This is a genomic window from Streptomyces sp. NPDC103540, from assembly GCF_055584445.1.
In genome coordinates this window covers 266,429-289,204 of sequence record NZ_JBVJMA010000004.1, presented here as the reverse complement: position 1 = coordinate 289,204, position 22,776 = coordinate 266,429, and the positions used below count along the sequence as shown (strand labels likewise).

21 protein-coding genes are annotated in these 22,776 nt (G+C 73.8%); 7 read left to right on the top strand and 14 right to left on the bottom strand.

Translation table 11 applies throughout. The features are described from left to right. The first annotated feature begins 72 nt into the window (after window positions 1-72). From ACZ6ZI_RS12145 to ACZ6ZI_RS12135, 3 genes are all read left to right on the top strand, one after another. Complete coding sequence (locus ACZ6ZI_RS12145; RefSeq protein WP_469519041.1) at window positions 73-1,692, top strand: AMP-binding protein; 1,620 nt, start codon at window positions 73-75, stop codon at window positions 1,690-1,692. A gap of 4 nt (window positions 1,693-1,696) precedes the next feature. Continuing rightward, window positions 1,697-2,497: a PaaX family transcriptional regulator gene (locus ACZ6ZI_RS12140; protein WP_469519039.1), complete on the top strand. Its 801-nt coding sequence runs from the start codon at window positions 1,697-1,699 to the stop codon at window positions 2,495-2,497. A gap of 260 nt (window positions 2,498-2,757) precedes the next feature. Continuing rightward, window positions 2,758-3,597 carry a GNAT family N-acetyltransferase gene (locus tag ACZ6ZI_RS12135; RefSeq protein ID WP_469519038.1) on the top strand — a complete coding sequence of 280 codons (840 nt, stop codon included), beginning with the start codon at window positions 2,758-2,760 and terminating at the stop codon, window positions 3,595-3,597. Window positions 3,598-3,617: 20 nt separating this feature from the next. Here the strand turns inward: ACZ6ZI_RS12135 and ACZ6ZI_RS12130 are convergent, their stop codons facing one another. Both ACZ6ZI_RS12130 and ACZ6ZI_RS12125 read right to left on the bottom strand, forming a co-directional pair. Next, entirely contained in the window at window positions 3,618-5,942 is a 2,325-nt protein-coding gene (locus tag ACZ6ZI_RS12130; RefSeq protein WP_469519036.1) for a bifunctional salicylyl-CoA 5-hydroxylase/oxidoreductase, read from the bottom strand. A gap of 4 nt (window positions 5,943-5,946) precedes the next feature. Beyond that, window positions 5,947-6,774 carry an enoyl-CoA hydratase family protein gene (locus ACZ6ZI_RS12125; protein WP_363052816.1) on the bottom strand — a complete coding sequence of 276 codons (828 nt, stop codon included), beginning with the start codon at window positions 6,772-6,774 and terminating at the stop codon, window positions 5,947-5,949. Between the two features lie 247 nt (window positions 6,775-7,021). On the opposite strand from ACZ6ZI_RS12125, the gene ACZ6ZI_RS12120 reads away from it, so the two are divergent. Continuing rightward, entirely contained in the window at window positions 7,022-7,477 is a 456-nt protein-coding gene (locus ACZ6ZI_RS12120) for an ATP-binding protein (protein ID WP_469519583.1), read from the top strand. Between the two features lie 42 nt (window positions 7,478-7,519). Here ACZ6ZI_RS12120 and argF read toward each other — a convergent pair whose 3' ends face one another. From argF to ACZ6ZI_RS12085, 7 genes are all read right to left on the bottom strand, one after another. Further along, window positions 7,520-8,521: an ornithine carbamoyltransferase gene (gene argF, locus ACZ6ZI_RS12115; RefSeq protein WP_469519033.1), complete on the bottom strand. Its 1,002-nt coding sequence runs from the start codon at window positions 8,519-8,521 to the stop codon at window positions 7,520-7,522. Between the two features lie 91 nt (window positions 8,522-8,612). Further along, window positions 8,613-9,839, bottom strand: coding sequence for an arginine deiminase (locus tag ACZ6ZI_RS12110; protein ID WP_469519031.1), 1,227 nt, complete (start codon window positions 9,837-9,839; stop codon window positions 8,613-8,615). 106 nt (window positions 9,840-9,945) lie between these two features. Next, window positions 9,946-10,413, bottom strand: coding sequence for a hypothetical protein (locus tag ACZ6ZI_RS12105; protein WP_469519029.1), 468 nt, complete (start codon window positions 10,411-10,413; stop codon window positions 9,946-9,948). A gap of 328 nt (window positions 10,414-10,741) precedes the next feature. Then, a complete protein-coding gene (locus ACZ6ZI_RS12100) occupies window positions 10,742-13,318 on the bottom strand; it encodes a polynucleotide kinase-phosphatase (RefSeq protein WP_469519027.1) in 2,577 nt (858 codons plus the stop codon). Beyond that, entirely contained in the window at window positions 13,315-14,829 is a 1,515-nt protein-coding gene (locus ACZ6ZI_RS12095; RefSeq protein WP_469519025.1) for a 3' terminal RNA ribose 2'-O-methyltransferase Hen1, read from the bottom strand. Before ACZ6ZI_RS12095 ends, ACZ6ZI_RS12100 begins: the two co-directional genes overlap by 4 nt. A 44-nt stretch (window positions 14,830-14,873) precedes the next feature. Then, a complete protein-coding gene (gene mmuM, locus ACZ6ZI_RS12090; RefSeq protein ID WP_469519024.1) occupies window positions 14,874-15,758 on the bottom strand; it encodes a homocysteine S-methyltransferase in 885 nt (294 codons plus the stop codon). Window positions 15,759-15,783: 25 nt separating this feature from the next. Continuing rightward, on the bottom strand, window positions 15,784-16,707 hold the full coding sequence (locus ACZ6ZI_RS12085; protein WP_469519023.1) for an LLM class F420-dependent oxidoreductase: 924 nt from the start codon (window positions 16,705-16,707) through the stop codon (window positions 15,784-15,786). Between the two features lie 204 nt (window positions 16,708-16,911). Here ACZ6ZI_RS12085 and ACZ6ZI_RS12080 point away from each other — a divergent pair, with 204 nt between their 5' ends. Next, window positions 16,912-17,193, top strand: coding sequence for a hypothetical protein (locus ACZ6ZI_RS12080; RefSeq protein ID WP_469519022.1), 282 nt, complete (start codon window positions 16,912-16,914; stop codon window positions 17,191-17,193). A gap of 86 nt (window positions 17,194-17,279) precedes the next feature. Here ACZ6ZI_RS12080 and ACZ6ZI_RS12075 read toward each other — a convergent pair whose 3' ends face one another. From ACZ6ZI_RS12075 to ACZ6ZI_RS12060, 4 genes are all read right to left on the bottom strand, one after another. After that, window positions 17,280-17,765 carry a DUF6099 family protein gene (locus ACZ6ZI_RS12075; protein ID WP_469519021.1) on the bottom strand — a complete coding sequence of 162 codons (486 nt, stop codon included), beginning with the start codon at window positions 17,763-17,765 and terminating at the stop codon, window positions 17,280-17,282. A 122-nt stretch (window positions 17,766-17,887) separates the two neighbouring features. Further along, the gene (locus ACZ6ZI_RS12070; protein ID WP_363052795.1) at window positions 17,888-18,265 is read right to left on the bottom strand and encodes a nucleotide pyrophosphohydrolase; all 378 of its coding nucleotides are present in this window, start codon (window positions 18,263-18,265) and stop codon (window positions 17,888-17,890) included. Beyond that, on the bottom strand, window positions 18,262-19,641 hold the full coding sequence (locus tag ACZ6ZI_RS12065) for an AAA family ATPase (protein WP_469519020.1): 1,380 nt from the start codon (window positions 19,639-19,641) through the stop codon (window positions 18,262-18,264). Before ACZ6ZI_RS12065 ends, ACZ6ZI_RS12070 begins: the two co-directional genes overlap by 4 nt. A 66-nt stretch (window positions 19,642-19,707) precedes the next feature. After that, window positions 19,708-20,103 (bottom strand): cell division protein SepF, encoded by a 396-nt coding sequence (locus ACZ6ZI_RS12060; RefSeq protein WP_363052791.1) that lies wholly within the window; start codon window positions 20,101-20,103, stop codon window positions 19,708-19,710. Window positions 20,104-20,282: 179 nt separating this feature from the next. On the opposite strand from ACZ6ZI_RS12060, the gene ACZ6ZI_RS12055 reads away from it, so the two are divergent. Then, window positions 20,283-21,023: a DUF2470 domain-containing protein gene (locus tag ACZ6ZI_RS12055; protein WP_469519017.1), complete on the top strand. Its 741-nt coding sequence runs from the start codon at window positions 20,283-20,285 to the stop codon at window positions 21,021-21,023. Window positions 21,024-21,086: 63 nt separating this feature from the next. Further along, the gene (locus ACZ6ZI_RS12050; protein WP_469519015.1) at window positions 21,087-21,434 is read left to right on the top strand and encodes an alcohol dehydrogenase catalytic domain-containing protein; all 348 of its coding nucleotides are present in this window, start codon (window positions 21,087-21,089) and stop codon (window positions 21,432-21,434) included. Here ACZ6ZI_RS12050 and ACZ6ZI_RS12045 read toward each other — a convergent pair. Continuing rightward, entirely contained in the window at window positions 21,395-22,723 is a 1,329-nt protein-coding gene (locus ACZ6ZI_RS12045) for an LLM class flavin-dependent oxidoreductase (protein ID WP_469519013.1), read from the bottom strand. The two genes, ACZ6ZI_RS12050 and ACZ6ZI_RS12045, sit on opposite strands and share 40 nt — an antisense overlap. Window positions 22,724-22,776 lie beyond the last annotated feature (53 nt).

The following is a 22,776-nucleotide window of genomic DNA, read 5'->3' as shown; positions in this document are numbered from 1 at the left end:
CGATACGCTTTGAAGGCGACCGCACGGCCGGCTCCACCCCAATTCCGGACGTTGCAAGGGGGCGAACCCGCCTTGGAGCTCAAGCCTTCCGCTCACGCCGACACCTTTGCCCGCGACCACCTGCCACCCGCGCACGCCTGGCCGCGGCTGCTGTTCGAACTGCCCGAGTTGGCCTATCCGGACCGGCTGAACTGCGCCACCGAGCTCCTCGACGCCACCATCGAGCGGTTCGGGCCCGACCGCCCGGCCTTCCGCGGCGGATCCGGCGAGGTGTGGTCGTACGGGGAACTGCGCGACCGCGTCGACCGCGTCGCCCACGTCCTCACCGAGGACCTCGGCGTGGTCCCCGGCAACCGGGTGCTCCTGCGCGGACCCACCGGCCCCTGGCTCGCCGCCTGCTGGTTGGCGGTGATGAAGGCGGGAGCGGTCGCCGTCACCGTACTGGCGCAGCAGCGGGCCCAGGAGCTGGCCACCGTGTGCGCGATGGCCGAGGTACGGCACGCCCTGTGTCACACCGACGCCCTCGACGACCTGGCCAAGGCCCAGGTGCCGGGTCTGCGGATCACCGCCTACGGGGGCCGGGAACCGGACGATCTGCTGCGCCTGGCCGAGGCCCACACCGCCCCCTACGCCGCCGTGGACACCTCCGCCGACGACGTGGCGCTGATCGCCTTCACCTCGGGGACCACCGGACGCCCCAAGGGGTGCATGCACTTCCACCGTGACCTCCTCGCCGTCGCCGACACCTTCTCCCGCCATCTGCTGCGCCCCCGACCCGACGACGTGTTCGCCGGCAGCCCGCCCCTCGGGTTCACCTTCGGTCTGGGCGGACTGGTCGTCTTCCCGCTGCGCGCCGGGGCCTGCGCGCTGCTGCTGGAGCAGGCCGCACCCCGTCAGCTGCTGCCGGCCCTGGCCGAGCACCGGGTGACCGTCCTGTTCACGGCGCCCACCGCCTACCGGTCGATGCTGGACACCCTGGGCCCCTACGACACCGGCGCCTACGACCTGTCCGCGCTGCGCCGCTGCGTGTCGGCGGGCGAGAACCTGCCCGCCGCGACCTGGCAGGCCTGGTACGACCGCACCGGACTGCGCATCATCAACGGCATCGGCGCCACCGAGCTGCTGCACATCTTCATCTCGGCCGCCGACGAGGACATCCGCCCCGGCACCACCGGGCGGGTGGTCCCCGGCTGGGAGGCCCGGATCGTCGATGCGTCCGGGCGGCCCGTCGCGGACGGCGAACCGGGACTGCTGGCCGTGCGCGGCCCGGTCGGCTGCCGCTACCTGGCGGACCCGCGGCAGGGCGACTACGTGCGGGACGGCTGGAACCTGACCGGCGACACCTACGTCCGCGATCCCGACGGCTATTTCCGCTACGTCGCCCGCGCCGACGACATGATCATCTCCTCCGGGTACAACATCGCCGGCCCGGAGGTCGAGGAGGCCCTGCTGCGCCACCCCGACGTCGTGGAGGTCGCCGTGGTCGGCCGGCCCGACGAGCGCCGCGGACAGGTCGTGGTCGCGTACACCGTCCTGCGCGAGGGGGTGTCCCTCGGCGAGGAGGCCCTGCGGGACTTCATGCGCAGCGAGCTCGCCCCGCACAAGTGCCCCCGCTCCTTCGTCTTCGTGCCCGTGCTGCCGCGGACCGCCACCGGGAAACTGCAGCGGTTCCGGCTGCGCGATCTAGAGTGAACCCGTGGTCGAGCAGCACACTCCGCGATCCCTGATCGTCACGTTCTACGGCGCCTACGGGCGGGCCTTCGAGGGGCCCGTGCCGGTGTCCGCGCTGGTCCGCCTGCTGGGCGCGGCCGGCGTCGACGCGCCCTCCGTCCGTTCCTCCGTGTCCCGGCTGAAGCGGCGCGGCTTCCTGCTGCCCGCCAAGGCCGCGGACGGCGCGGCGGCCTACGCCCTCTCGGACGAGGCCCGGCAGCTGCTGGACGACGGGGACCGGCGGATCTACGGGACCGCCCCGGTGTCGCAGGAGTGGCTCGTCGCCGTCTTCTCCGTCCCCGAGCAGGAACGCAACAAGCGGCACCTGCTGCGCTCGCGCCTCGCCCGGCTGGGCTTCGGATCGGTCGCCCCGGGGGTGTGGATCGCCCCCGCCCAGGTGGCCGAGGAGACCGGGCACACCCTGGAACGGTTGAGCCTCACCGCCTACGTGGAGCTGTTCCGGGGCGCCCACCTCGGCTTCGCCCCCACCGCCGAGGCGGTGGCCCGCTGGTGGGACCTGGCCGCGCTCGCCAAACAGCACGAGGAGTTCCTCGACCGGCACGAACCGGTCCTGCGCGCCCTCCAGTGCGGTCCCGAACCCTCCCCCGAGCAGGCCTACCGGGACTACCTCCAGGTCCTGGACACCTGGCGGCGGCTGCCCTACGCGGACCCGGGGCTGCCGCGCGACCTCCTGCCCTCGGACTGGCCCGGCGACCGCGCCGCCGCCGTCTTCACCGAACTCCACGGCCGTCTGCACGCCACCGGCGCGCTCTTCGTCCACCCCTGAGCGCCACGCCCTCGCCCCTGCCCCTGCCCCTGCCCCTGCCCCTGCCCCTGCCCCTGCCCGACCGTTCACGGTTCCTCCTCGTCCGGGGCCCCGCGGGGCCCGGGGTGCCGTCCGGCACCCTCCCTTCGCTCTCACCGCAAGATCCCAACACCGCGGGCCCCCGCCCTCCCCCGTGCGGGGGGACCCGCTCCCCCGCACGGGGGAGACGGTCCCGTGCGAAATCCCGGTGCGGCCCGCCGCGCGCCCCGGCACGATGGGGCATGACCTGGACCTTCAGCACCGATCCGGCGGCCTTCCCACCCGCCGCGCGCCGGGCCGTGACCGCCCGGCCCGTCGTCGACACCCACCTCGTGACCGTCCTGGACACCCTGGAACGGCGCGGACCGCACGCCTACGGCCCGCACGCCCCCCTCTTCGGCTGGTGGACGGACCCGACCGGAGCGGCCACCGGAGCCCTGGTGCGCACCCCGCCCTTCCCCCTGCTGCTCGGAGTGGTGCCCGAGGAGGCTCTCCGGGCGTTGGCCGCGGCCTTCACGGCCGAACCGCTGCTCGCCGACGTCGACGCCGTCAACGCCCGCCGGGCGGACGCCGAGGTGCTGGCGGCGACCTGGGGGGCGCCGGCCCGCGTGACCGAGGAGAACCGGCTGTTCCGTCTGGCCGCCCTGGCGGACCCGGACCCGGCGCCGGACGGACGGGCGCGGACCGCCGTCGAGTCGGACCTCCCGCTGCTGCTGGAGTGGGCGCGGGCCTTCGACGCGGAGATCGGCTCGCCCGCCGTCGCCTCCGAGGCCGCCCTGCGCGAGCGGATCTCGTACGGCGGCGCCCTGCTGTGGGAGCGCGACGGTGCCCCGCGGGCCCTGGCCGCCTTCTCCCGCCCCGTCGGCTCGGTCGCCCGCGTCCAGCTGGTCTACACGCCGCCCCGGGAGCGCCGCCACGGCTACGCCGCCGGGATCGCGCACGCCACGAGCCGGGCGGCGTACGCGGCCGGGGCGCAGGAGGTGGTGCTCTTCACCGACCTGGCCAATCCCACGAGCAACGGCGTCTACCGCCGCCTCGGCTTCACCCCCGTCGAGGACCGCGTGCGGCTCGAACGGAGCTGACCGCGGCCGGCCCGCCGGCCCTACCCCCGCCCGGTCGGCGGTTTGCGGCTGCCGGCCCGGTAGGGCGCCGGCCAGGGCGCGGCGGGGCCCGCGTACTCCTGTTCGGCGGCGGCGTGCAGGGTCCAGTGCGGGTCGTAGAGGTGGGGCCGGCCGAGCGCGCACAGGTCGGCGCGACCGGCCAGGAGCAGCGAGTTGACGTCGTCCCACGAGGAGATGGCGCCGACGGCGATCACGGGCACGCCGAGCGCGTTGCGGATCCGGTCGGCGTAGGGCGTCTGGTACGAGCGCCCGTACTCCGGCTCCTCGTCGCTGACGACCTGACCGGTGGAGACGTCGACGGCGTCCGCGCCGTGCGCGGCGAAGGCGGCGGCGATGTGCACCGCGTCCTCGGGGGTGGTGCCTCCGGGCGCCCAGTCGGTGGCCGAGAGCCGGACGGTCATGGGGCGGTCCGCCGGCCAGACCTCGCGGACCGCGTCGAAGACCTCCAGCGGGAAGCGCAGCCGGTTCTCCAGGCCGCCGCCGTAGGCGTCCTCGCGGTGGTTGGTGAGCGGGGACAGGAAGCCGGAGAGCAGGTAGCCGTGGGCGCAGTGCAGTTCGAGCAGGTCGAAGCCGCAGTCCGCGGCCCGTACGGCGGCGGCGGCGAAGTCGGAGCGGACGGCGCCCAGGTCCTCGGTCGTCAGGGCGCGCGGCACGGCGGAGACGCCGGCCCGGTAGGGCAGCGCCGAGGCCGCGGACAGGGCCCAGTTGCCGTCCGGCAGCGGTTCGTCCATCCCCTCCCACATGACGCGGGTGGAGCCCTTGCGGCCCGAGTGGCCGAGTTGGACGCCGAGGGCCGCGCCGGGCGCGGAGGTGTGGACGAAGTCGACGATCCGTTTCCAGGCGGTGGCCTGCTCCGCCGTCCACAGGCCCGCGCAGCCCGGGGTGATGCGGCCCTCGGAGCTGACGCAGACCATTTCGGTCATGACCAGGCCGGCGCCGCCGAGGGCCCGTCCGCCCAGGTGTACGAGGTGGAAGTCGCCCGGTACCCCTTCGTGGGCCGAGTACATGTCCATCGGGGAGACCACGACGCGGTTGCGCAGCGTCAGACCGCGCAGCGTGAAGGGGGTGAACATGGGCGGCACGCCCCGGCCCGACCCGGCCTCCGCCCCCTCCGTCCCCTCGGCTCCCTCCGCGCCGGCCACGCCCGCCACGCCGGCCGTCTCCGCCCCGCAGCCGAAGTCCCGTTCCACCGCGCGGGTGAAGCGGGCGTCGCGCAGCCGCAGGTTGTCGTGGGTCACGCGGCGGCTGCGGGTCAGCAGGTTGAAGGCGAACTGCCGGGCGGGTTGGTCGACGTAGACGCCGATCTCCTCGAACCACCGCATGCTGGCGGCCGCCGCGCGCTGGGTGCTGGCGACGGCGGGCCTGCGCTCGCGCTCGTACCGCGCGAGCGCCTCGGGCACGGCGAGGCCGGTGCCGATGGCGTCCGCGAGGGCGAGGGCGTCCTCGACGGCCAGTTTGGTGCCGGAGCCGATGGAGAAGTGCGCGGTGTGCGCGGCGTCGCCGAGCAGGACGACGTTGCCGTGGGACCAGCGCTCGTTGACGACGGTGCGGAAACGGGTCCAGGCGGAGCGGTTGCCGCGCAACGGCCGTCCGCGCAGCGCCTCGCCGAAGATCTTGGCGCAGCGGGTCGCGGACTCCTCCTCGTCGCACAGGTCGAAGCCCGCCGCCCGCCAGACCTCCTCGCGCATCTCGACGATGACGGTCGAGGAGTCGGCCGAGTACGGGTAGCCGTGCAGCTGCATCACGCCGTGCTCGGTCTCGGCGATCTCGAAGCGGAAGGCGTCGAGGGCGAAGTCGGCGGCCAGCCAGATGTAGCGGCAGCGTCCGGGGGTGATCGTGGGCCCGAAGTGCGCGGCGCCCTGTTCGCGGGTGGGGCTGTGCACCCCGTCGGCGGCGACCACCAGGTCGTACGCGGTCGCGAGCCCGCGGGTGTCGGGGGCGGCGGTGTGGAAGCGGAGCCGGACCCCGAGCCCGGCGCAGCGCTCGTGGAGGATCTCCAGGAGCCGGCGGCGGCCGAGGGCGGCGAAGCCGTGGCCGCCGGAGGTGAGCAGGCGGCCCCGGTGGACGATCTCGACGTCGTCCCAGCGGACGAACTCGGCGCCGAGGGCGGTGTGGACGGTCGTGTCGGCGCGCTCGATGCCGCCGAGGGTCTCGTCGGAGAGCACGACGCCGAAGCCGAAGGTGTCGTCGGGGGCGCCGCGTTCCCACACCTCGACGGCGTGCCCCTGGCGGGCCAGCAGCGCGGCGGCGTACAGTCCGCCCGGTCCGCCGCCCACGACGGCCACCCGCATGGCGCGCACGGACATGTGGCTACCTGCCCTTCCACTCCGGCGGCCGCTTCCCGGTGAAGGCGGCGTGGAACTCGGCGTAGTCCCGGCCGTGCATCAGCAGGGCCTGGGTGTTGGCGTCCAGCTCCACCGAGGCGGCCAGCGGCATGTCGAGCTCGGCCGTCAGCAGGGCCTTGGTCTGGGCGTGGGCGAGGGTGGGTCCGGCGGCGAGCCGGGCGGCCAGTTCGGCGGCCCGGACGTCGGCCTTGCCCTCTTCGACGAGCTCGCTCAGCAGGCCGATCCGTTCCGCCTCGGCGGCGCGTACGGGCTCTCCGAGCATCAGCAGCCGGGTGGCGTGGCCGAGGCCGACGACCCGGGGCAGGAGGTAGGCGGCGCCCATGTCCCCGCCGGAGAGGCCGACGCGGGTGAAGAGGAAGGCGAAGCGGGCGGTGGGGTCGGCGATCCGGAAGTCGGCGGCGAGCGCGAGGACGGCGCCGGCGCCGGCGGCCACCCCGTGGACGGCCGCGATCACCGGGAAGGGGCATTCGCGGACGGCGCGCACGACCTGGCCGGTCATCCGGTTGAAGTCGAGGAGCTGGGCGGTGTCCATGGCGAGGGTGGCGCCGATGATCTCGTCCACGTCGCCGCCGGAGCAGAAGCCCCGGCCCTCCCCGGCCAGCACGAGGGCGTGCACGGAGCGTTCGCGGGACAGCTCGGCGAGCAGATCGCGCAGGTCGGCGTAGGCGCCGAAGGTGAGCGCGTTCAGCTTCTCGGGACGGTCGAGGGTGACGGTGGCGACGCCGTCCTGCCGGGTCACCCGCAGGTGGCGCCACCGTTCGGTCGCTGGTGTGGAACCGATGAAGGGGCTCACGTCGTCGACGGTATCACCGACTGGTGACTGCCGTCACAGAAACGCGACAACGCGGTGGGGACGGCGACACGGACCGAAGGTCCCGACAGTCGGTGACGGTGGTCCCTTGCCGTTCGGCCGGGGTGCCCTACAGGGTGACGCGCGCGCTCCGTATCGTTGAACGTGTAATCGAAACCCGGAGTTCTCGCCCCAGACCCCCGCCGCTCACCTTTCCGCCACCCGCCCCGCCCGCACCACCCTGCCCCGCCTGCCCCGCCTCCACGACTCCCGGAAGGACGGACCAGCCGTGCCCGACGACTCCGCCTGGCGGATCGCCCTCCCCCACACGACCGCCGCCGTGCCGATGGCCCGCGCACTGGTGCGCACCGCCCTCGCCGAGACCGACCCGTCCGCCGACCGCGACACGGCCGAGCTGCTGACCGCCGAGCTGGTCGCCAACGCCGTCGAGCACACCGCGCGCGGGGCCTCGATCGAGCTGGTCGTCGAACTGCCGGGGGGCGGCGGCGGCTGCCAGGTGGAGGTGCACGACGGCGACCCGCGACCGCCCGGCGACCTGACCACCCGCCCCGGGTCCGAGCACATCGACCCCTGGCAGGAGCACGGCCGCGGACTGCTGCTCATCCGGGCGCTCAGCTCGACCTGCGGCCACCGCCGCACCGAACGCGGCAAGGTCGTCTGGTTCACCCTGGCGGCCCGCGCCTGAAGCCGCGCCGACGCCCGGCGACCGGCGCACGGCCGCCGCGTCCTACCGCGCGAGGAGCGCGACGAGCACCGCCTTGATGGTGTGCAGCCGGTTCTCCGCCTCGTCGAAGACCACCGAGTGCGCGGACTCGAAGACCTCGTCCGTCACCTCCAGCGAGTCCAACCCGTGCCGCTCGTACACCTCCTGGGCCACCTTGGTGCCCAGGTCGTGGTAGGCGGGCAGGCAGTGCAGGAACTTCACGTCCGGGTTGCCGGTGGCGCGCAGGACGTCCATGGTGACGGCGTACGGGGCCAGCGCCGCGATCCGCTCGTCCCAGACCTCCTTCGGCTCGCCCATCGACACCCACACGTCCGTGGCCACGAAGTCGGCCTGCGCCACGCCCTCCGCGACCTCCTCGGTCAGGGTGACGCGGGCGCCGCTGACGGCGGCCAGCTCGCGGGCCCGGTCCACGACGGCCTCGGCCGGCCAGTAGGCCCGCGGCGCGACGATGCGTACGTCCATGCCCAGCAGGGCGCCGGTCACCAGGTAGGAGTTGCCCATGTTGAAGCGGGCGTCGCCGAGGTAGGCGAAGGCCACGCGCTCCAGCGGCTTGTCGCAGTGCTCGGTCACGGTGAGCACGTCGGCGAGCATCTGGGTGGGGTGCCAGTCGTCGGTGAGGCCATTGAAGACGGGGACGCCGGAGTGCGCGGCAAGCTCCTCGACCGTCTGCTGACTGTCGCCCCGGTACTCGATGCCGTCGAACATCCGGCCCAGCACCCGCGCCGTGTCCCTGATCGACTCCTTGTGGCCCATCTGGGAGCCGGCGGGGTCGAGGTACACGGTGCGGGCGCCCTGGTCGGCGGCGGCGACCTCGAAGGCGCAGCGGGTGCGCGTGGAGGTCTTCTCGAAGATCAGCGCGATGTTGCGACCCTGGAGGCGGGGGACCTCGGTTCCGGCCTTCTTGGCGGCCTTCAGCTCGGCGGCGAGCGCGACCAGGCCGCGGAACTCGGCGGCGGTGAAGTCGAGCTCCTTGAGGAAACTGCGGCCGAAGAGGTCGCTGGCCATGGGGCACTCCAGGGTGGCACTGACAGGGGATGGTGGAAGTATATACGATACTCCGTATTGATATACAGGGCTGGAGGGCCTGAGAAGCAGGTCAGACGGCGTCCCGCTGCACCGGACAGCTCATGCATCGGGGTCCCCCGCGCCCCCGCCCCAGCTCGCTCCCCGGGATCTCGATCACCTCGATGCCCTCCTTGCGCAGGTGCGTGTTGGTCGTCACGTTCCTCTCGTACGCCACCACCACCCCCGGTTCGACGGCCAGCACGTTGCACCCGTCGTCCCACTGCTCGCGCTCCGCCGAGTGCACGTCCTGGGTGGCGGTCAGCACCCGCACCCGCTCCAGCCCGAGCGCCGCCGCGATGGCCCGGTGCATGTGCTCGGGGGCGTGGTCGGTGACCTTCAGCTCGCTCGCCCCCTCGCCCGGCCGGATCGTGTAGGAGCGCAGCATGCCCAGGCCCGCGTACTGGGTGAAGGTGTCCGCGTCCACCATCGTCATCACCGTGTCCAGGTGCATGAAGGCCCGCCGCTTGGGCATGTCGAGGGCCACGATCGTCGACGCCGACCCGGCCGCGAACAACCCCCGCGCCAGCATCTCCACCGCCTGCGGCGTGGTGCGCTCGCTCATCCCGATGAGCACGGCGCCGTTGCCGATGACGAGGACGTCCCCGCCCTCGATGGTCGAGGGGTAGTCGGCCTGCCCCTGCGACCAGTAGTGGAAGGGGCCGGAGCCGGTGAAGAGCGGGTGGTGGCGGTAGATCGCCTCGAAGTGCACGGTCTCGCGCCGCCGCGCCGGCCAGCGCATCGCGTTGATGGACACCCCGTCGTAGATCCAGGCGGAGGTGTCCCGGGTGAAGAGGTGGTTGGGCAGCGGGCCCAGCAGGAAGTCGTCGAGGTCGAGCGCGTGGAAGCGTACGGAGACCGGTTCCGGGTGGCGCTCCAGGAACTCCCGCTTCGTCATGCCCCCGACGAGCGCCTCCGCCAGTTCGGCCGAGGGCAGGCCGTCGAAGGCGGCGCGCAGGTGGTCGGTGGCGAGCGGACCGTACTCCTTCTCGTCGAAGACCCGGTCCAGGACCAGGTGCCGGGCCTCGGTGATGTCGAGGGCCTCGCACAGCAGGTCACCGAAGAGGTGGACGTCGACACCCCGGTCGCGCAGCACGTCCGCGAACCCGTCGTGCTCCTGACGGGCCCGGCGCACCCAGAGCACGTCGTCGAAGAGCAGGGCGTCCTTGTTGCTTGGTGTGAGCCGCTTCAGCTCCAGATCGGGCCGGTGGAGGATGACGCGGCGGAGCCGCCCGGTCTCGGAGTCGACATGGAATCCCATGCCGTACACGTTCCCAGACCGAGCGGCCTTTCGAACCGGCCTTTCGTACCGACGCCGTCGAACCCGCCCCGCGGGCGCGGCCGGACGCCGGCCCCGGACGGGGCCCTCAGCGCAGGCCGAGGAGCGCCGAGGGGGCGCCGACGAGCTCCGGGGCGGTCAGACCCAGCTTCGGGGCGGTCAGGTTCGGCAGCCCGAAGTTGCTCCCGTCCGGCATGGTCAGCGGGGCTCCGACGACCGCGCCGGGGGTGCGGGTGCGCAGCGTCGTCTCGGGGGACTCCACGGACCCCTCGCCGTCCGTCTCGGGCGCGCCCGCGAGGTTCGGCACCGCCGAGGCGATGCGGGTGTCGCCGAGTTCGGTGGCGATCGGGACGACCGGGAGCAGTGGGACCGGCAGCAGGTCGCCCTTGTGGTGCCGGGGCGCCTCGGGGGCGCCGACGACGGGCATCGGGACCCCGGTGGCCACGCGGGGGGCGGCCACGCCCAGCGTGGTCTCGACGGCGTCCAGCGGCACATCCACCGGCACCGCGTCGGCGACGGCCGGGGAGGCCGCTCCGACCGCGGCCATACAGGTCATCAGTGCCGCAAGGCTTCCGCGCGCGGTCATCTTCATAGGTGACGTTCCGTCCTTCCAGGGTCGCGGACATTCCGCTGCCCTGGATGAACGATCCCGCCGGTGGTTTCCCCGGAGTTCCCGGCGAAAGTTCCCTCATAAGGCCTACGTGAGGGCGTTTCCGGGCCGGGCCGCGACGAGGTTCACCCGTCCGTGGCGGATGATCGTCCGTCAAATGCTTGACCCGACAGGCGGATTGTGCCACCGCCTACAGCCGGGAAGGACCGAGCGGGCGGGGACCCGTGGCCCCCACCCGCTGCGGACCGGCCGGCGGCGCGGCCGGCACGCCCCGTCACAGCCGGGGGTCCACCGGCTCCGATTCCAGCGCCAGCACCGCGAAGACCGGTTCGTGGACCCGCCACAGCGGCTCGCCGGCCGCGAGCCGGTCCAGGGCCTCGAGGCCGAGCGCGTACTCGCGCAGCGCGAGCGAGCGCTTGTGGCCGAGGAAGCGCTGACGCAGCCTCTCCAGGTTCTCCGGTCGCGTGTACTCCGGGCCGTAGATGATCCGCAGGTACTCGCGCCCGCGCACCTTCACGCCCGGCTGCACCAGCCGCCCCTTGCCGTCCCGGACGTACGCCCCGAGCGGTTTGACGACCATGCCCTCACCGCCGGCGGCGGTCATCTCCCGCCACCATTCGGTGCCCGCGCGCACGGACGCCTCGTCGGTGGTGTCCACGTGGATCCGCGCCGTGCGCCGCAGCAGCGGGGCCGCCGTCCGCCCGTCGGCGTCGGCCAGCCGGTCCAGCCAGGCCAGCTGCCGGTCGTGCGGTACGTCGGCCAGGGACCGTCCGGCCACCGCGAGCAGCTGGAACGGCGCGAACCGTACGCCGTCCAGCCCGTCGGTGGTCCAGCAGTAGCGGCGGTACGCCTCGGTGAACGCGGCGGCGTCCTCGGCACGGGCCCGCTGGCGCGCCGCCAGCTCCCCCGTCTCCACGCCCCGGGCGGCGGCCGCCTCCAGGGCGGCCAGCGCGCCGGGGAAGACGGCGCGGGAGGCCGCGCCGACGGCGGCGTACTGGTTGCGCAGCAGGCCGGTCGACTTCAGGGACCAGGGCAGCAGCTCCCCGTCGAGCAGGAGCCAGTCGGTGTCCAGCTCCTCCCAGAGGCCGGCGGCGTCGACCGCGGTCCGGAGCCTGCCGAGGAACTCCTCCGTGACCCCGGGGTCCTGGAAGAACGGCCGTCCGGTGCGGGTGTAGAGCGAGCCCGAGGCCGCGCCGTCGGTCCCGAACCGCGACCGGGCCGTCTCGGCGTCCCGGCACAGCAGGACGGTCGCGCGGGAGCCCATGTGCTTCTCCTCGCAGACGACCCGCTCGACACCGTCGGCGCGGTACTGCGCGAAGGCCTCCGCCGGGTGTTCGAGGTGGCCTTCCTCGCGGGAGGTGGCCGTCGGGGCCATCGTCGGCGGCAGGTAGGGCACCAGGCGCGGATCGACGGCGAAGCGGCTCATGACCTCCAGCGCCGCGGCGGCGTTCTCCTCGCGGACGCCGACGTTGCCCAGGTGGCGGGTCTCCACGACGCGGCGCCCGTGGACGTCCGCGAGGTCGAGCGGGCGCCCCTCGTGGCCGCCCGGCGCCTCGGCGGCGAGCGGCTTGACCGGCTCGTACCAGACCTTCTCGGCCGGTACGTCGACCAGTTCGCGTTCGGGCCAGCGCAGGGCGGTCATCCGGCCGCCGAAGACGGCGCCGGTGTCGAGGCAGATGGTGTTGTTGATCCAGGTGGTGTCCGGGACGGGGGTGTGGCCGTAGACCACGACCGCCTTGCCCCGGTAGTCCTCCGCCCACGGGTAGCGCACCGGCAGCCCGAACTCGTCGGTCTCACCGGTGGTCTCCCCGTACAGGGCGTGCGAGCGGACCCGGCCGGAGGTGCGGCCGTGGTACTTCTCGGGCAGGCCGGCGTGACAGACCACCAGCCGGCCGCCGTCGAGCACGTAGTGGCTGACCAGGCCGGCGATGAACTCCCGTACCTCCTTGACGAACTCCTCGGGCTCGCGGTCGAGCTGTTCGATCGTCTCCGCGAGACCGTGCGTGCGCTGGACCTTGGACCCCTTGAGGTGGCGGCCGAGCTTGTTCTCGTGGTTCCCGGGCACGCACAGGGCGTTGCCGGACTTCACCATGCCCATCACGCGGCGCAGGACGCCGGGGCTGTCGGGGCCGCGGTCGACGAGGTCGCCGACGAAGACGGCGGTGCGGCCGTCGGGGTGGGCGCCGTCCCGGTAGCCGAGCTTGGCCAGCAGGGTCTCCAGCTCGGAGGAGCAGCCGTGGATGTCACCGATGATGTCGAACGGTCCGGTGAGGTGCGTGAGGTCGTTGAATCGTTTCTCCAGGACGACCTCGGCGGACTCGACCTCCTCGACGGTGCGCAGGACGTGCACCTTGCGGAAGCCCTCGCGCTCCAGGCCGCGCAGGGAACGGCGCAGCTCGCCGCGGTGGCGCTGGATGACCCGGCGCGGCAGTCCGGCGCGGTCGGGTCGGCCGGCGTTGCGTTCGGCGCAGACCGCCTCCGGCATGTCCAGGACGATCGCGATGGGCAGGACGTCGTGTTCGCGGGCCAGGCGGACCAGCTGCCGGCGGGCCTCGGGCTGGACGTTGGTGGCGTCCACGACGGTCAGCCGACCGGCGGCGAGCCGCTTGGCGGCGATGTAGTGGAGGACGTCGAAGGCGTCGCGACTGACGCTCTGGTCGTTCTCGTCGTCGCTGACCAGGCCCCGGCAGTGGTCGGAGGAGAGGACCTCGGTCGGCTTGAAGTGCCGGCGGGCGAAGGTGGACTTGCCCGATCCGGTGGCCCCGACGAGGACGACGAGGGACAGGTCGGTGACGGGAAGGACCCGGTGGGCCGGGCGGGGGGTCGCGCGGTCGGTCTCGGTGACGGTCATGCCGCCTCACCCTCCTTCGGGGTCGTGGTGGTCTCGGTGGTGGCGGTGGGTTCGGTTGTGGCGGTGGGTTCGCCGGTGGCCGTGAAGACGGCCATCTGGGTGGGCGGACCGACCTCGGGGTCGTCCTCGCCGACGGGCACGTACGTCACGGCGTACCCGTACCGGTCGGCGACGCGCCGCGCCCACGTACGGAACTCCTCGCGGGTCCACTCGAAGCGGTGGTCGCGGTGGCGGACGTGCCCGGCGGGCAGCGTCTCCCAGCGGACGTTGTACTCGACGTTCGGCGTGGTCACGAGGACCGTGCGGGGTCGGGCCGCGCCGAACACCGCGTACTCCAGCGCCGGCAGGCGCGGCAGGTCCAGGTGCTCGATGACCTCGCTGAGCACGGCCGCGTCGTAGCCGACGAGCCGCTTGTCGGTGTACGCCAACGACCCCTGGAACAGCCGGACACGGGAACTCTGCCGCTCCCCCATCCGTTCCAGGCGCAGGCGACGCGCGGCGACGGCCAGGGCGTGCGTCGAGACGTCGACGCCGACGATCTCGGTGAAGGTGACGTCCTTCAACAGGGCCTGCACCAGCTGCCCCTGCCCGCACCCGAGGTCGAGGACGCGCGCCGCGCCGGCCGACCGCAGGGCGGCCAGGATGGCCTCGCGGCGGCGCACGGCCAGCGGGACGGGCCGCTCCTCGGTGTCGCGCGCCTCGTCGACGGCGTTGTCGACCTCCTCCGGTTCGCTCCCGTCGACCTCGGCGAGGCGGGCGAGCTCCAGGCGCTCCATGGCGTCCCGGGTGAGCCGCTTGTCCCGGGCCAGGTAGCGGGCGGTGATCAGCGCGTGCTCGGGGTGGCCGGCCAGCCAGCCGTCCCCGGCCCGCAGCAGCTTGTCGACCTCGTCGGGCGCGACCCAGTAGTGCTTGGAGTCGTCGAGCACGGGCAGCAGGACGTACAACTGGCGCAGGGCGTCGTCGAGCCTCTGGCCGCCCTCCAGCACGAGCCGTACGTATCGGCTGTCGCCCCACTCCGGGAACTTCTCGTCCAACGCCACGGGCTCGACGTCGACCCGGTCCCAGCCCAGCGGTTCGAACAGCCGGCGCACGAGGGCGCCGCCGCCGCGCGCCGGGAGCACGGGGATCTCGATCCGCAGCGGCAGCGGTCGCCCGGGCAGCTCGGGGCGGGCCGTGCACCGGCCGTTGAGGGCCGAGCGGAACACCCCGCCGAGGGCGACGGCGAACAGGGACGAGGCCGCGTACGGGCGGTCGTTCACGTACTGGGCGAGGGCGGCGTCGGGGGCTCCGCCCCGACCCTTCTCCCGACCGCGCCGCACGAGCGCGACGGGGTCCACCTCGAGCAGCAGCGCAGCCGTGCACCGCTCGGCCGAGGCCTCGGGGTAGAAGACGTGCGCGGTGCCGTGCGAGGTGGTGAACGCCTGCGCCTTCCCCGGATGCTTGTGCAGCAGAAAGCCCAGGTCGGTGGCGGGTTTCTCCGTCGTGCCGGTGGTGCTGATCGTGAGGAACATGCGCTTCAGTATCTGCCGCGCGCGGGCGCGGGCCTACTGCTTTTTCACCCGGCTCCCGACCTCCGGCGCAGGGAGGGGCGCAGGGCGGCGACGGCGCTCGGGCCGACGCGGCAGCAGCCGCCGACGATCCGGGCGCCGGTGCGGAGCCAGGCGTCGACGGGCCAGGGCCGCGGGGTGCGCGGGCGGTGCCAGGTGGCGGTGGTCGCCTCCCAGACGGAGCCGTCGTTGGGGTAGGCGAGGAGGGGTTTGGTCGTGACCGAGGCGGCGGTCTCCAGGGCGGGCAGGACGTCCCGCGGATCGCAGCAGTTGACGCCGACCGCGATGACCTCGGGCGCGGCGGCGGCGAGGGCGAAGGCCTCGTCGAGGGGCTGGCCGGCGCGGGTGCGCTCGCCCTCGACGGTGTAGCTCACCCAGGCCCGCGCGCCGGTCGCGGCCAGGACCCGCAGCAGGGCCCGGACCTCGTCGGTGTCGGGGAGGGTCTCCAGCGCGAGGACGTCCGGGCCGGCGGCGAGCAGGGCCTCGACCCGCGGCCGGTGGAAGGCCTCCAGCCGGGTCCCGCCCAGCCCGTAGCGGCCCCGGTACTCGCCGCCGTCGGCCAGGGCGGCCCCGTACGGGCCGACGGAGGCGGCCACCCACACCTCGTGCCCCGCCGCCCGCGCCGCCCGGTCGGCGAGGCGTACGGACGCCGCGGACAGCGCGGGGTCGTACCCGGTCTGGTAGCTGGCGGTGATCAGCACCTCGGCGCCGGCCTCGACGTAGGCCGTGTGGGCGGCCTCCACCTGTTCCGGGTGCTCGGCGAGGACCCGGCCCGTCCACAGGGCGCCGGACAGGTCGCAGCCCTGGGCGGCGAGGCGTTCGGCGAGCCCGCCGTCCAGGAGCACGGGCCCGACGGCCAGGGCGTCGGCGAGGGGGCGGGTCGCGCGGGGCACGGGTCCTCCTGTGTGCGGTGGCTCGTCAGCCGAGCCGGCCGAGGACCTGGGAGGAGATCAGCTCCAGGTGGTCCAGGTCGTCGAGGTCGAGGAGCTGGAGGTAGACGCGGGAGGAGCCGATGGCGGCGTAGGTGCCGAGCTTGTCCACGACCTCGGCCGGGGAGCCCGCCAGGCCGTTGGCCTTGAGCTCGTCGACCTCGCGGCCGATGGCGGCGGCCCGCCGGGCCACCTCGGCGTCGTTCTTGCCGACGCACACCACCAGGGCGTTGGAGTAGACGAGTTCCTCGGCCTTGCGGCCGACCCCGGCGGCGGCCTCGCGGACCCGGGCGAACTGCCGGCGGCTGTCCTCCACCGAGGCGAAGGGCATGTTGAACTCGTCGGCGTACCGTGCGGCGAGGCGCGGGGTGCGCCGGGCGCCGTGCCCGCCGATGAGGATCGGCACCTTGGCCTGGGCGGGCTTGGGCAGCGCCGGGGAGTTCTCCAGCCGGTAGTGGGTGCCGTGGTGGTCGAAGGTGGCTCCGGGCTCGGTGGCCCACAGGCCGGTGATGATCGCCAGTTGTTCCTCCAGCCTGGCCATCCGTTCGGCCGGGAAGGGGATCCCGTACGCCTTGTGCTCCTCTTCGAACCAGCCGGCTCCCAGGCCCAGCTCGACGCGCCCGCCGGACATCCGGTCGACCTGCGCGACCTGGATCGCGAGGACGCCGGGCAGCCGGAAGGTGCCGGCCGTCATCAGGGTGCCGAGCCGGATCCGCTTGGTCTCGCGCGCCAGTCCCGCGAGGGTGATCCAGGCGTCGGTGGGCCCGGGCAGCCCGTCGACGGAGCCCATCCGCACATAGTGATCGGAGCGGAAGAACGCGTCGAAGCCGAGGTCCTCGGTGGCCTTGGCGACGGTGAGGAGGGTGTCGTAGTCGGCGCCCTGCTGGGGTTCGGTGAAGATTCGGAGCTCCATGGCTCCATCCTGCCCGCCTCCCACCCCTGCAGGGTGAATCTGCGTCAACCCGGCGGTCCGCGCTTCGCCCCGCCAGTGACCTGCGCGGACGGTGATCGTTGGCTCGGTCGGAGCCGGACCGCCCGGCCCGCGCGCCGGCGGCCTGCCGACGACGCGTCCACCGCCCCCTTCCGCCTCGGAAGGGCCAGGGCCGAGGAGGCCGCCATGTCCCACGAGGTCGTGCCGGAGACCCCCCGACAGACCGGGCACACCGGACAGGCAGCACACGAACAGGCACACCGGGAGTCCGCGGTGCCCGCGCAGGGCAGCGCGCCGAAGGGGCTGCTGCAACAGATGGAAGAGCTGATGGCGGCGCTGAACGCCGACCTGTCCCGGCTCGACGCCGACCTGAACACCGCGGACCGCGCTCCCGCCGCCGCGCCGACGACCGCGGCCGGCCAGGTGTCCGGGAGCGACCGCGGGACCCACTCCGACCGGGAGTTCTGAACCGGACCCCCGCGACCGGTCGGCGCGACCGTGCGGGTCCCGCCGTGCGCGGCGGGACCCCGCGACCCCGTGTGAGGCCCGGGTCCTCAGACCACGCCCGAGGCCGAGCCCCGTTCCCGTACCGCCATCCTGCGCAGCAGCGCCCGCACGCGGTCGCTGGACTCGTCGGCCGCGTCGATCGACTCGATGCACTGCCAGTACAGGCTTTCGTCGTCCGTCGCGCAGGCCACCCCCACGAGGGCTATTCCGACCTCCCCGAGCAGCGCCTGGATCCCGAGCAGCGCTTGGCGGACATCGGCCACGCCGGTCAGTCGCGCCGCCCTCGGCGGCGTCTCGGGCGCGCTGCCCTCGCCGCGCAGGGCGGCCCGGTCGACGACCCCGCAGCCTCTGCCTCCCGCCTCCCCCAGTCCCCGTGCCTCCGATCTGAGCTCCGGCGGCCCGGTGACCGCCAGCCATCCCCCGATCCCCTGCGCCAACGCCTGGGCCTGCCAGGCCTCTCCCACGATGTCCCACGCGGCGCCGCTCTGTGCCAGAGCGTGCCGGCCGGCCGCGATGAGCCGTACCGCATCCATATGCCGTCCCCCGTCCGCACGACATCCCGCCGTTCTCCACTACCCAGAGTGAAGGCAACGAGCCAGTAAAGCCAGGGGTATTCGGAAATCTGTGGACACAAACATGGTTGTGGACGACGCCATCACTCCGAAGAGTGACGATCAGAAGGCGTCGTACCGGTCACCGGGAAGCGCTGTTCGTTCCTTTCGATCTTCGCCGCCAGCGCATCCAGCACATCCACCCCGAGAACCTCACAGAATTGCAGCAGATACGCCAGTACGTCGGCCACCTCGTCGACCACTCGGTGTGCGCGTTCCGGCTCTTCCATCACCGCCGCCGACTGTTCCGGCGTCAGCCATTGGAAGATTTCGACCAGTTCCGACGCCTCCACGCTCAGTGCGACGGCCAGGTTCTTGGGCGTGTGGTAAGGGGCCCAGTCGCGGGCGGCGGCGAACTCGGCGAGCCGCCGCTGGAGTCGGTGGAGTCGTTCGTCTTCGGGTTCCTCGGGGGCGCTGTTCATGGGGACAGGTCTACCACCGAGACGCCGGGGAGCCCCCGCGCGGTTGCGGCGCCCTCGGCTCCCGTCGCCGCGACCAGGCGGACGTGCCCGCGCGCGCAGGACAGCAGGGCCAGGCGCAACAGTTCGGCGCGCTGGCTCCGGTCGAGGTCGCGGTCGAGGCCGTCGGCGAGGACGGTGAGGGCCTGTCGGGCCGAGAGCAGTTCGGCGGCGGGGTCCACGGCCAGCACGCCGGGTCCGGTGAGCAGGACGAGCGCCAGGGCAAGGAAGCGCAGTTCGCCGGAGCCGAGGCGGCCGAGTTCGGTGGCGGGCCGGTCGGGTCCCCGGTCCAGGCGGGCGGTGACGAGTCCTCCGCCGGGTCCGCCGGGGCCCCGTGCCACGAGGTCGGCGACGGGGCCGGCGCAGGCGGTGCGGGCGGCCGTGACGAGCAGGGCGTGGCGGGTGGCGCATTCGTCTCGGGTCCGGCGCAGCACGTCGGCCAGGTTGGCGCAGTCTCCGCGCAGTCGGCCCTCGCCGGTGGGGACCGGGGTCCGCATGCGGGCGGGGTTCGGGGCGCAGGGGAAGACCGACCGCAGGGCGACGACCACCTGCTCGACGGCGGCGAGGACGTGCCGCTGGTCGGCGGTCGCCCCGGCCACGCGCAGCGGGAGCAGGGCCGTGCCCAGGCGGTCGTCGGGGAGCGGGGCGCGGGTGACGCCGACGGCGCCGCCGGTCAGCCAGGCGGCTTCGACGGAGCGCCGGCGGGGGTCGCGTTGGGCGGTGCTGAAGAGGGTGCGGCCGTCCTGCGTGAGGCGCTCGCCGGCGATCCGCAGCGTGGGTTCGGCCTGGACGGCGAGGTCGAGGCGGACGGGGCCGACGGGGCCGTCGACCGTGCAGCCGATGCGGAAGCCGCGGCGGCCGTCCGCGTCGGGGCGGGCCCGTTCGGGGACGCGGGCGGACGGGTCGGGGAAGACCTCGTCCAGGGTGCGGCCGGAGCCGAGGGCCGCCAGGGCCCCGTAGGCCTCCAGGGCCTGGGACTTGCCGCTGCCGCTGGGGCCGGTGAAGAGGGTCACGGGGCCGAGCGCGAAGCGGGCGGCGCGGTGCGGGCCGAAGGCGGCGAGGCGCAGCTCGGTCACGCCGGGGCGGAGCGGGCCGCCCGCGGGTGCGGTCGAGGTCGCTCGGGCCTCCGCTCCGGCCTCCGGTTCGACCTCCGCTCCGGCCTCCCCCTCGGCCTTCCGCTTCGCGGTCGGCGTCACCGCGCCGGGTAACGGGGTCGTGTCCGGGGGCGCGGCCGTCGGCCCGGGCGGGGCTTCGGTCCGGGGCGGGGTGCTCGGCGTGCGGCGGGCGGGGGCCGGGATGGTCGGCGTCGCGTCCAGGGTCGCGTCCAGGGTGGCGTCCATGGCCGGACGGTACGGGCCCCCGGGGTGTCCGGGGGCCCGCCGAACCGTTCCGTCGTCGCGACCTTCCTACGATCGGGGGACGGCTGCGGCCGCGATCCCCTCGACCTCGGTCCCGACGGGGGCCAGCAGGAAGACGTTGCGGTCGACCCGGTGCATCCCGCTGCCCAGGCCGAAGACCACGCCGCTGCTGAAGTCCAGGATCCGCTTGGCCACTTCGCTGTCGGCGCCGGTGAGGTCGAGGAGGACCGGGATCTGCGCGATCAGGTACTCCGCCACCTCTCTGGCGTCGGCGAAGATCTGAACCCGGATCACCACGAAGCGCCGCTGTTCCGCCGCGGTGGCCCCGGCGGCCTTGGGGATCGTGCGGTGGTCCACCCGGGAGGGCCATTCGTTGCGACTGCGCAGCGGCACCACCTGCGCGAGTCCCTCCCACTGTTCGTCGGTGACGTCGTACCTGCTCACCGGGCCGCCTCGGCCTCGCGCTTCATGTGCATCCGCCCATCCTCTCGCGTTTCACCCGTTCAGCCCAACACCGACACGAGCGGGTGCGCGGAAGCGGAGGGGCGGGGTTCTGCTCGGACGACCGATGGGCTAGGTTAGGTTAGGCATACCTAACCCACTCCGATCGATGGAGAGACCGCATGCGCCTGCCCGGTGATCCCGCCGCCATGCCCGCCGCCGCCCGGCCCACCCACGCCGAGCGGGTGCGGTCCATCCTCGCCGCCGCGCACTCGATGACCGTGGTCACCGACGGCGTCCGCAGCGAGGTCCGCCACCTCGACGGCAGCGACGTCCTCGGCCGGCTCCACCTGCACCCCGCCCCGCCCGCCGCCGGCCACCCGTTCTCGTCGGCGACCGACGAGCGCCCCGCCATCCGGCTGGAGTTCACCGACATCGCCCCCACCCCGGTGCGCGACCGGGTGCGCGCCCGCGTCACGGTGCTGGGCCGGCTCCTGACCCCGTACGCCGACGAGGAGTCCGAGCCCGGCGCCACCACCTGCGTGGAATACGGCCAGGCGATCCTGGAGACCGCGGAGGGCATCTCGTACATCGGGCTGGACGAGCTGGACGAGGCCTGGCCCGACCCGCTCGCCCCGTACGAGGCGGGCATGCTCACCCACCTCCTCGACGACCACCCCGAACTCGTCACCCTGCTGCTGCGCCTGGTCCGACCGGTCCCCTCCCACGCCCTCGTGCGCGCGCTCCCGCTCGCCCTGGACCGCTACGGGATCACCCTGCGCCTGGAGGAACGGCGCGGCCACACCGACGTCCGGCTGCCCTTCCCCTCCCCGCTGGACGACGTCGAGCAGTCGGGCGCCCAGATCCAGGCCCTGCTCAGCGCCGCCCGACGCCGTTCGCACCCCAACTCGCTGCCCGCGTGAACGGCGCGTGAAGCCGCGCCCGGCCCCGGAACGGGCGGCGACGCGCACCGGTTGGCGGTGATCATGAAGGCGATCGCGTACAGCGCATGCGGAACTCCCGCGCCCCTCGAGCTCGTCGACGCGCCGGAACCGAAGGGCGGCCCCGGCGAGGTGCTGATCCGCGTCAAGGCGGCCGGGGTCAGCCCCGTCGACTGGAAGCTCGCCGCCGGATACCTCGATCCGGTCCTGGAGGTCCGCCACCCCGTCATACCCGGCCGGGACGTGGCCGGCGTGGTCGAGGCCCTCGGTCCGGACACCCACGACCACTCCGTGGGCGACGAGGTGTACGGGTACGTCACCTCCCCCGACGCGCGGCGCGCCGGACGGCGCCCTCAGCGCGCGTACCGGTTGGCGGGGCGGGGCAGCCCGTAGTTCTCGCGGAGCGTGGTGCCCGTGTACTCCGTACGGAAGAGGCCGCGCCGCTGGAGGATCGGCACCACGTGGTCGACGAAGTCGGTCAGGCCGGTGGGCAGGACGGGCGCCATGATGTTGAAGCCGTCGGCGGCGCCCTGGGTGAACCACTCCTCCAGCTGGTCGGCGATCTGCTCGGGCGTGCCCGCGAAGACGCGGTGCCCGCGGCCGGCGCCGAGGCGGGCGATCAGCTCGCGCAGGGTGAGGCCGTCGCGGCGGGCCAGTTCGGCGACGAGCGTGAAGCGGCTCTTGTTGCCGTTGATGTCGCGCTCTTCGGGCAGGTCGGGCAGCGGGCCGTCCAGGGGGTGGCCCGTCAGGTCCACGTTCAGCATCCCGGAGAGCTGGGCGAGGCCGTACTCGGGCACCTGGAGGTCGGTGAGCCGCTGCTCCAGGGCCTTGGCCTCGGCCTCGGTGGAGCCGATGACGGGCGCGATGCCGGGCAGGACGAGGAGCTGGTCCTCGGTGCGGCCGTACCGGGCGAGGCGGGACTTGAGGTCCTTGTAGAAGGTCTGTCCGTCGGCGAGGGTCTGCTGGGCGGTGAAGACGGCCTCGGCGTGGCGGGCCGCGAACTCCTTGCCGTCCTCGGAGGAACCGGCCTGCACCAGCAGCGGGTGGCCCTGGGGCGAGCGGGGGACGTTCAGGGGGCCGGCGACGGAGAAGTGCTCGCCGCGGTGGGCGGCGGGGTGCAGCCTGTCGGTGTCGGCGTAGACGCCGCGCTCCTTGTCGAGGACGATCGCGTCGTCCTCCCAGCTGTCCCACAGCTTGCGGGCGACCTCCAGGAACTCGTGGGCGCGCTCGTAGCGGACGCCGTGTGCGAGGTGCTCGTCGCGGTTGAAGTTGCGGGCCTCGTCGACGGTGCCGGAGGTGACGATGTTCCAGCCGGCGCGGCCGTTGCTGAGGTGGTCGAGGGAGGCGAACTTCCGGGCCGTGTGGAAGGGCTCGTTGAAGGTGGTGGAGACCGTCGCGATGAGCCCGATGTGCGAGGTCACGGCGGCGATCGCGGAGAGCAGGGTGAGCGGTTCGAAGCCGCCGAGGGCGTTGTGGCGGGCCTTGCCCCACAGGGCGAGGCCGTCGGCGAAGAAGATCGAGTCGAGCTTGCCGCGCTCGGCCGTACGGGCCAGCTCCTGGAAGTAGGCGAGGTCGGTGACGCGCTCGGGGCTGGAGTCGGGGTGGCGCCAGGCGGCGTCGTGGTGGCCCGCGTTCATGAGGAAGGCGTTGAGGTGCAGGGTGCGGGGCGTGGCTGCGGACATGTCGGTTCCCTGGGGTGAACGGCGGAGCGGGGCGCTCCGCGGGTGGTTCGGGT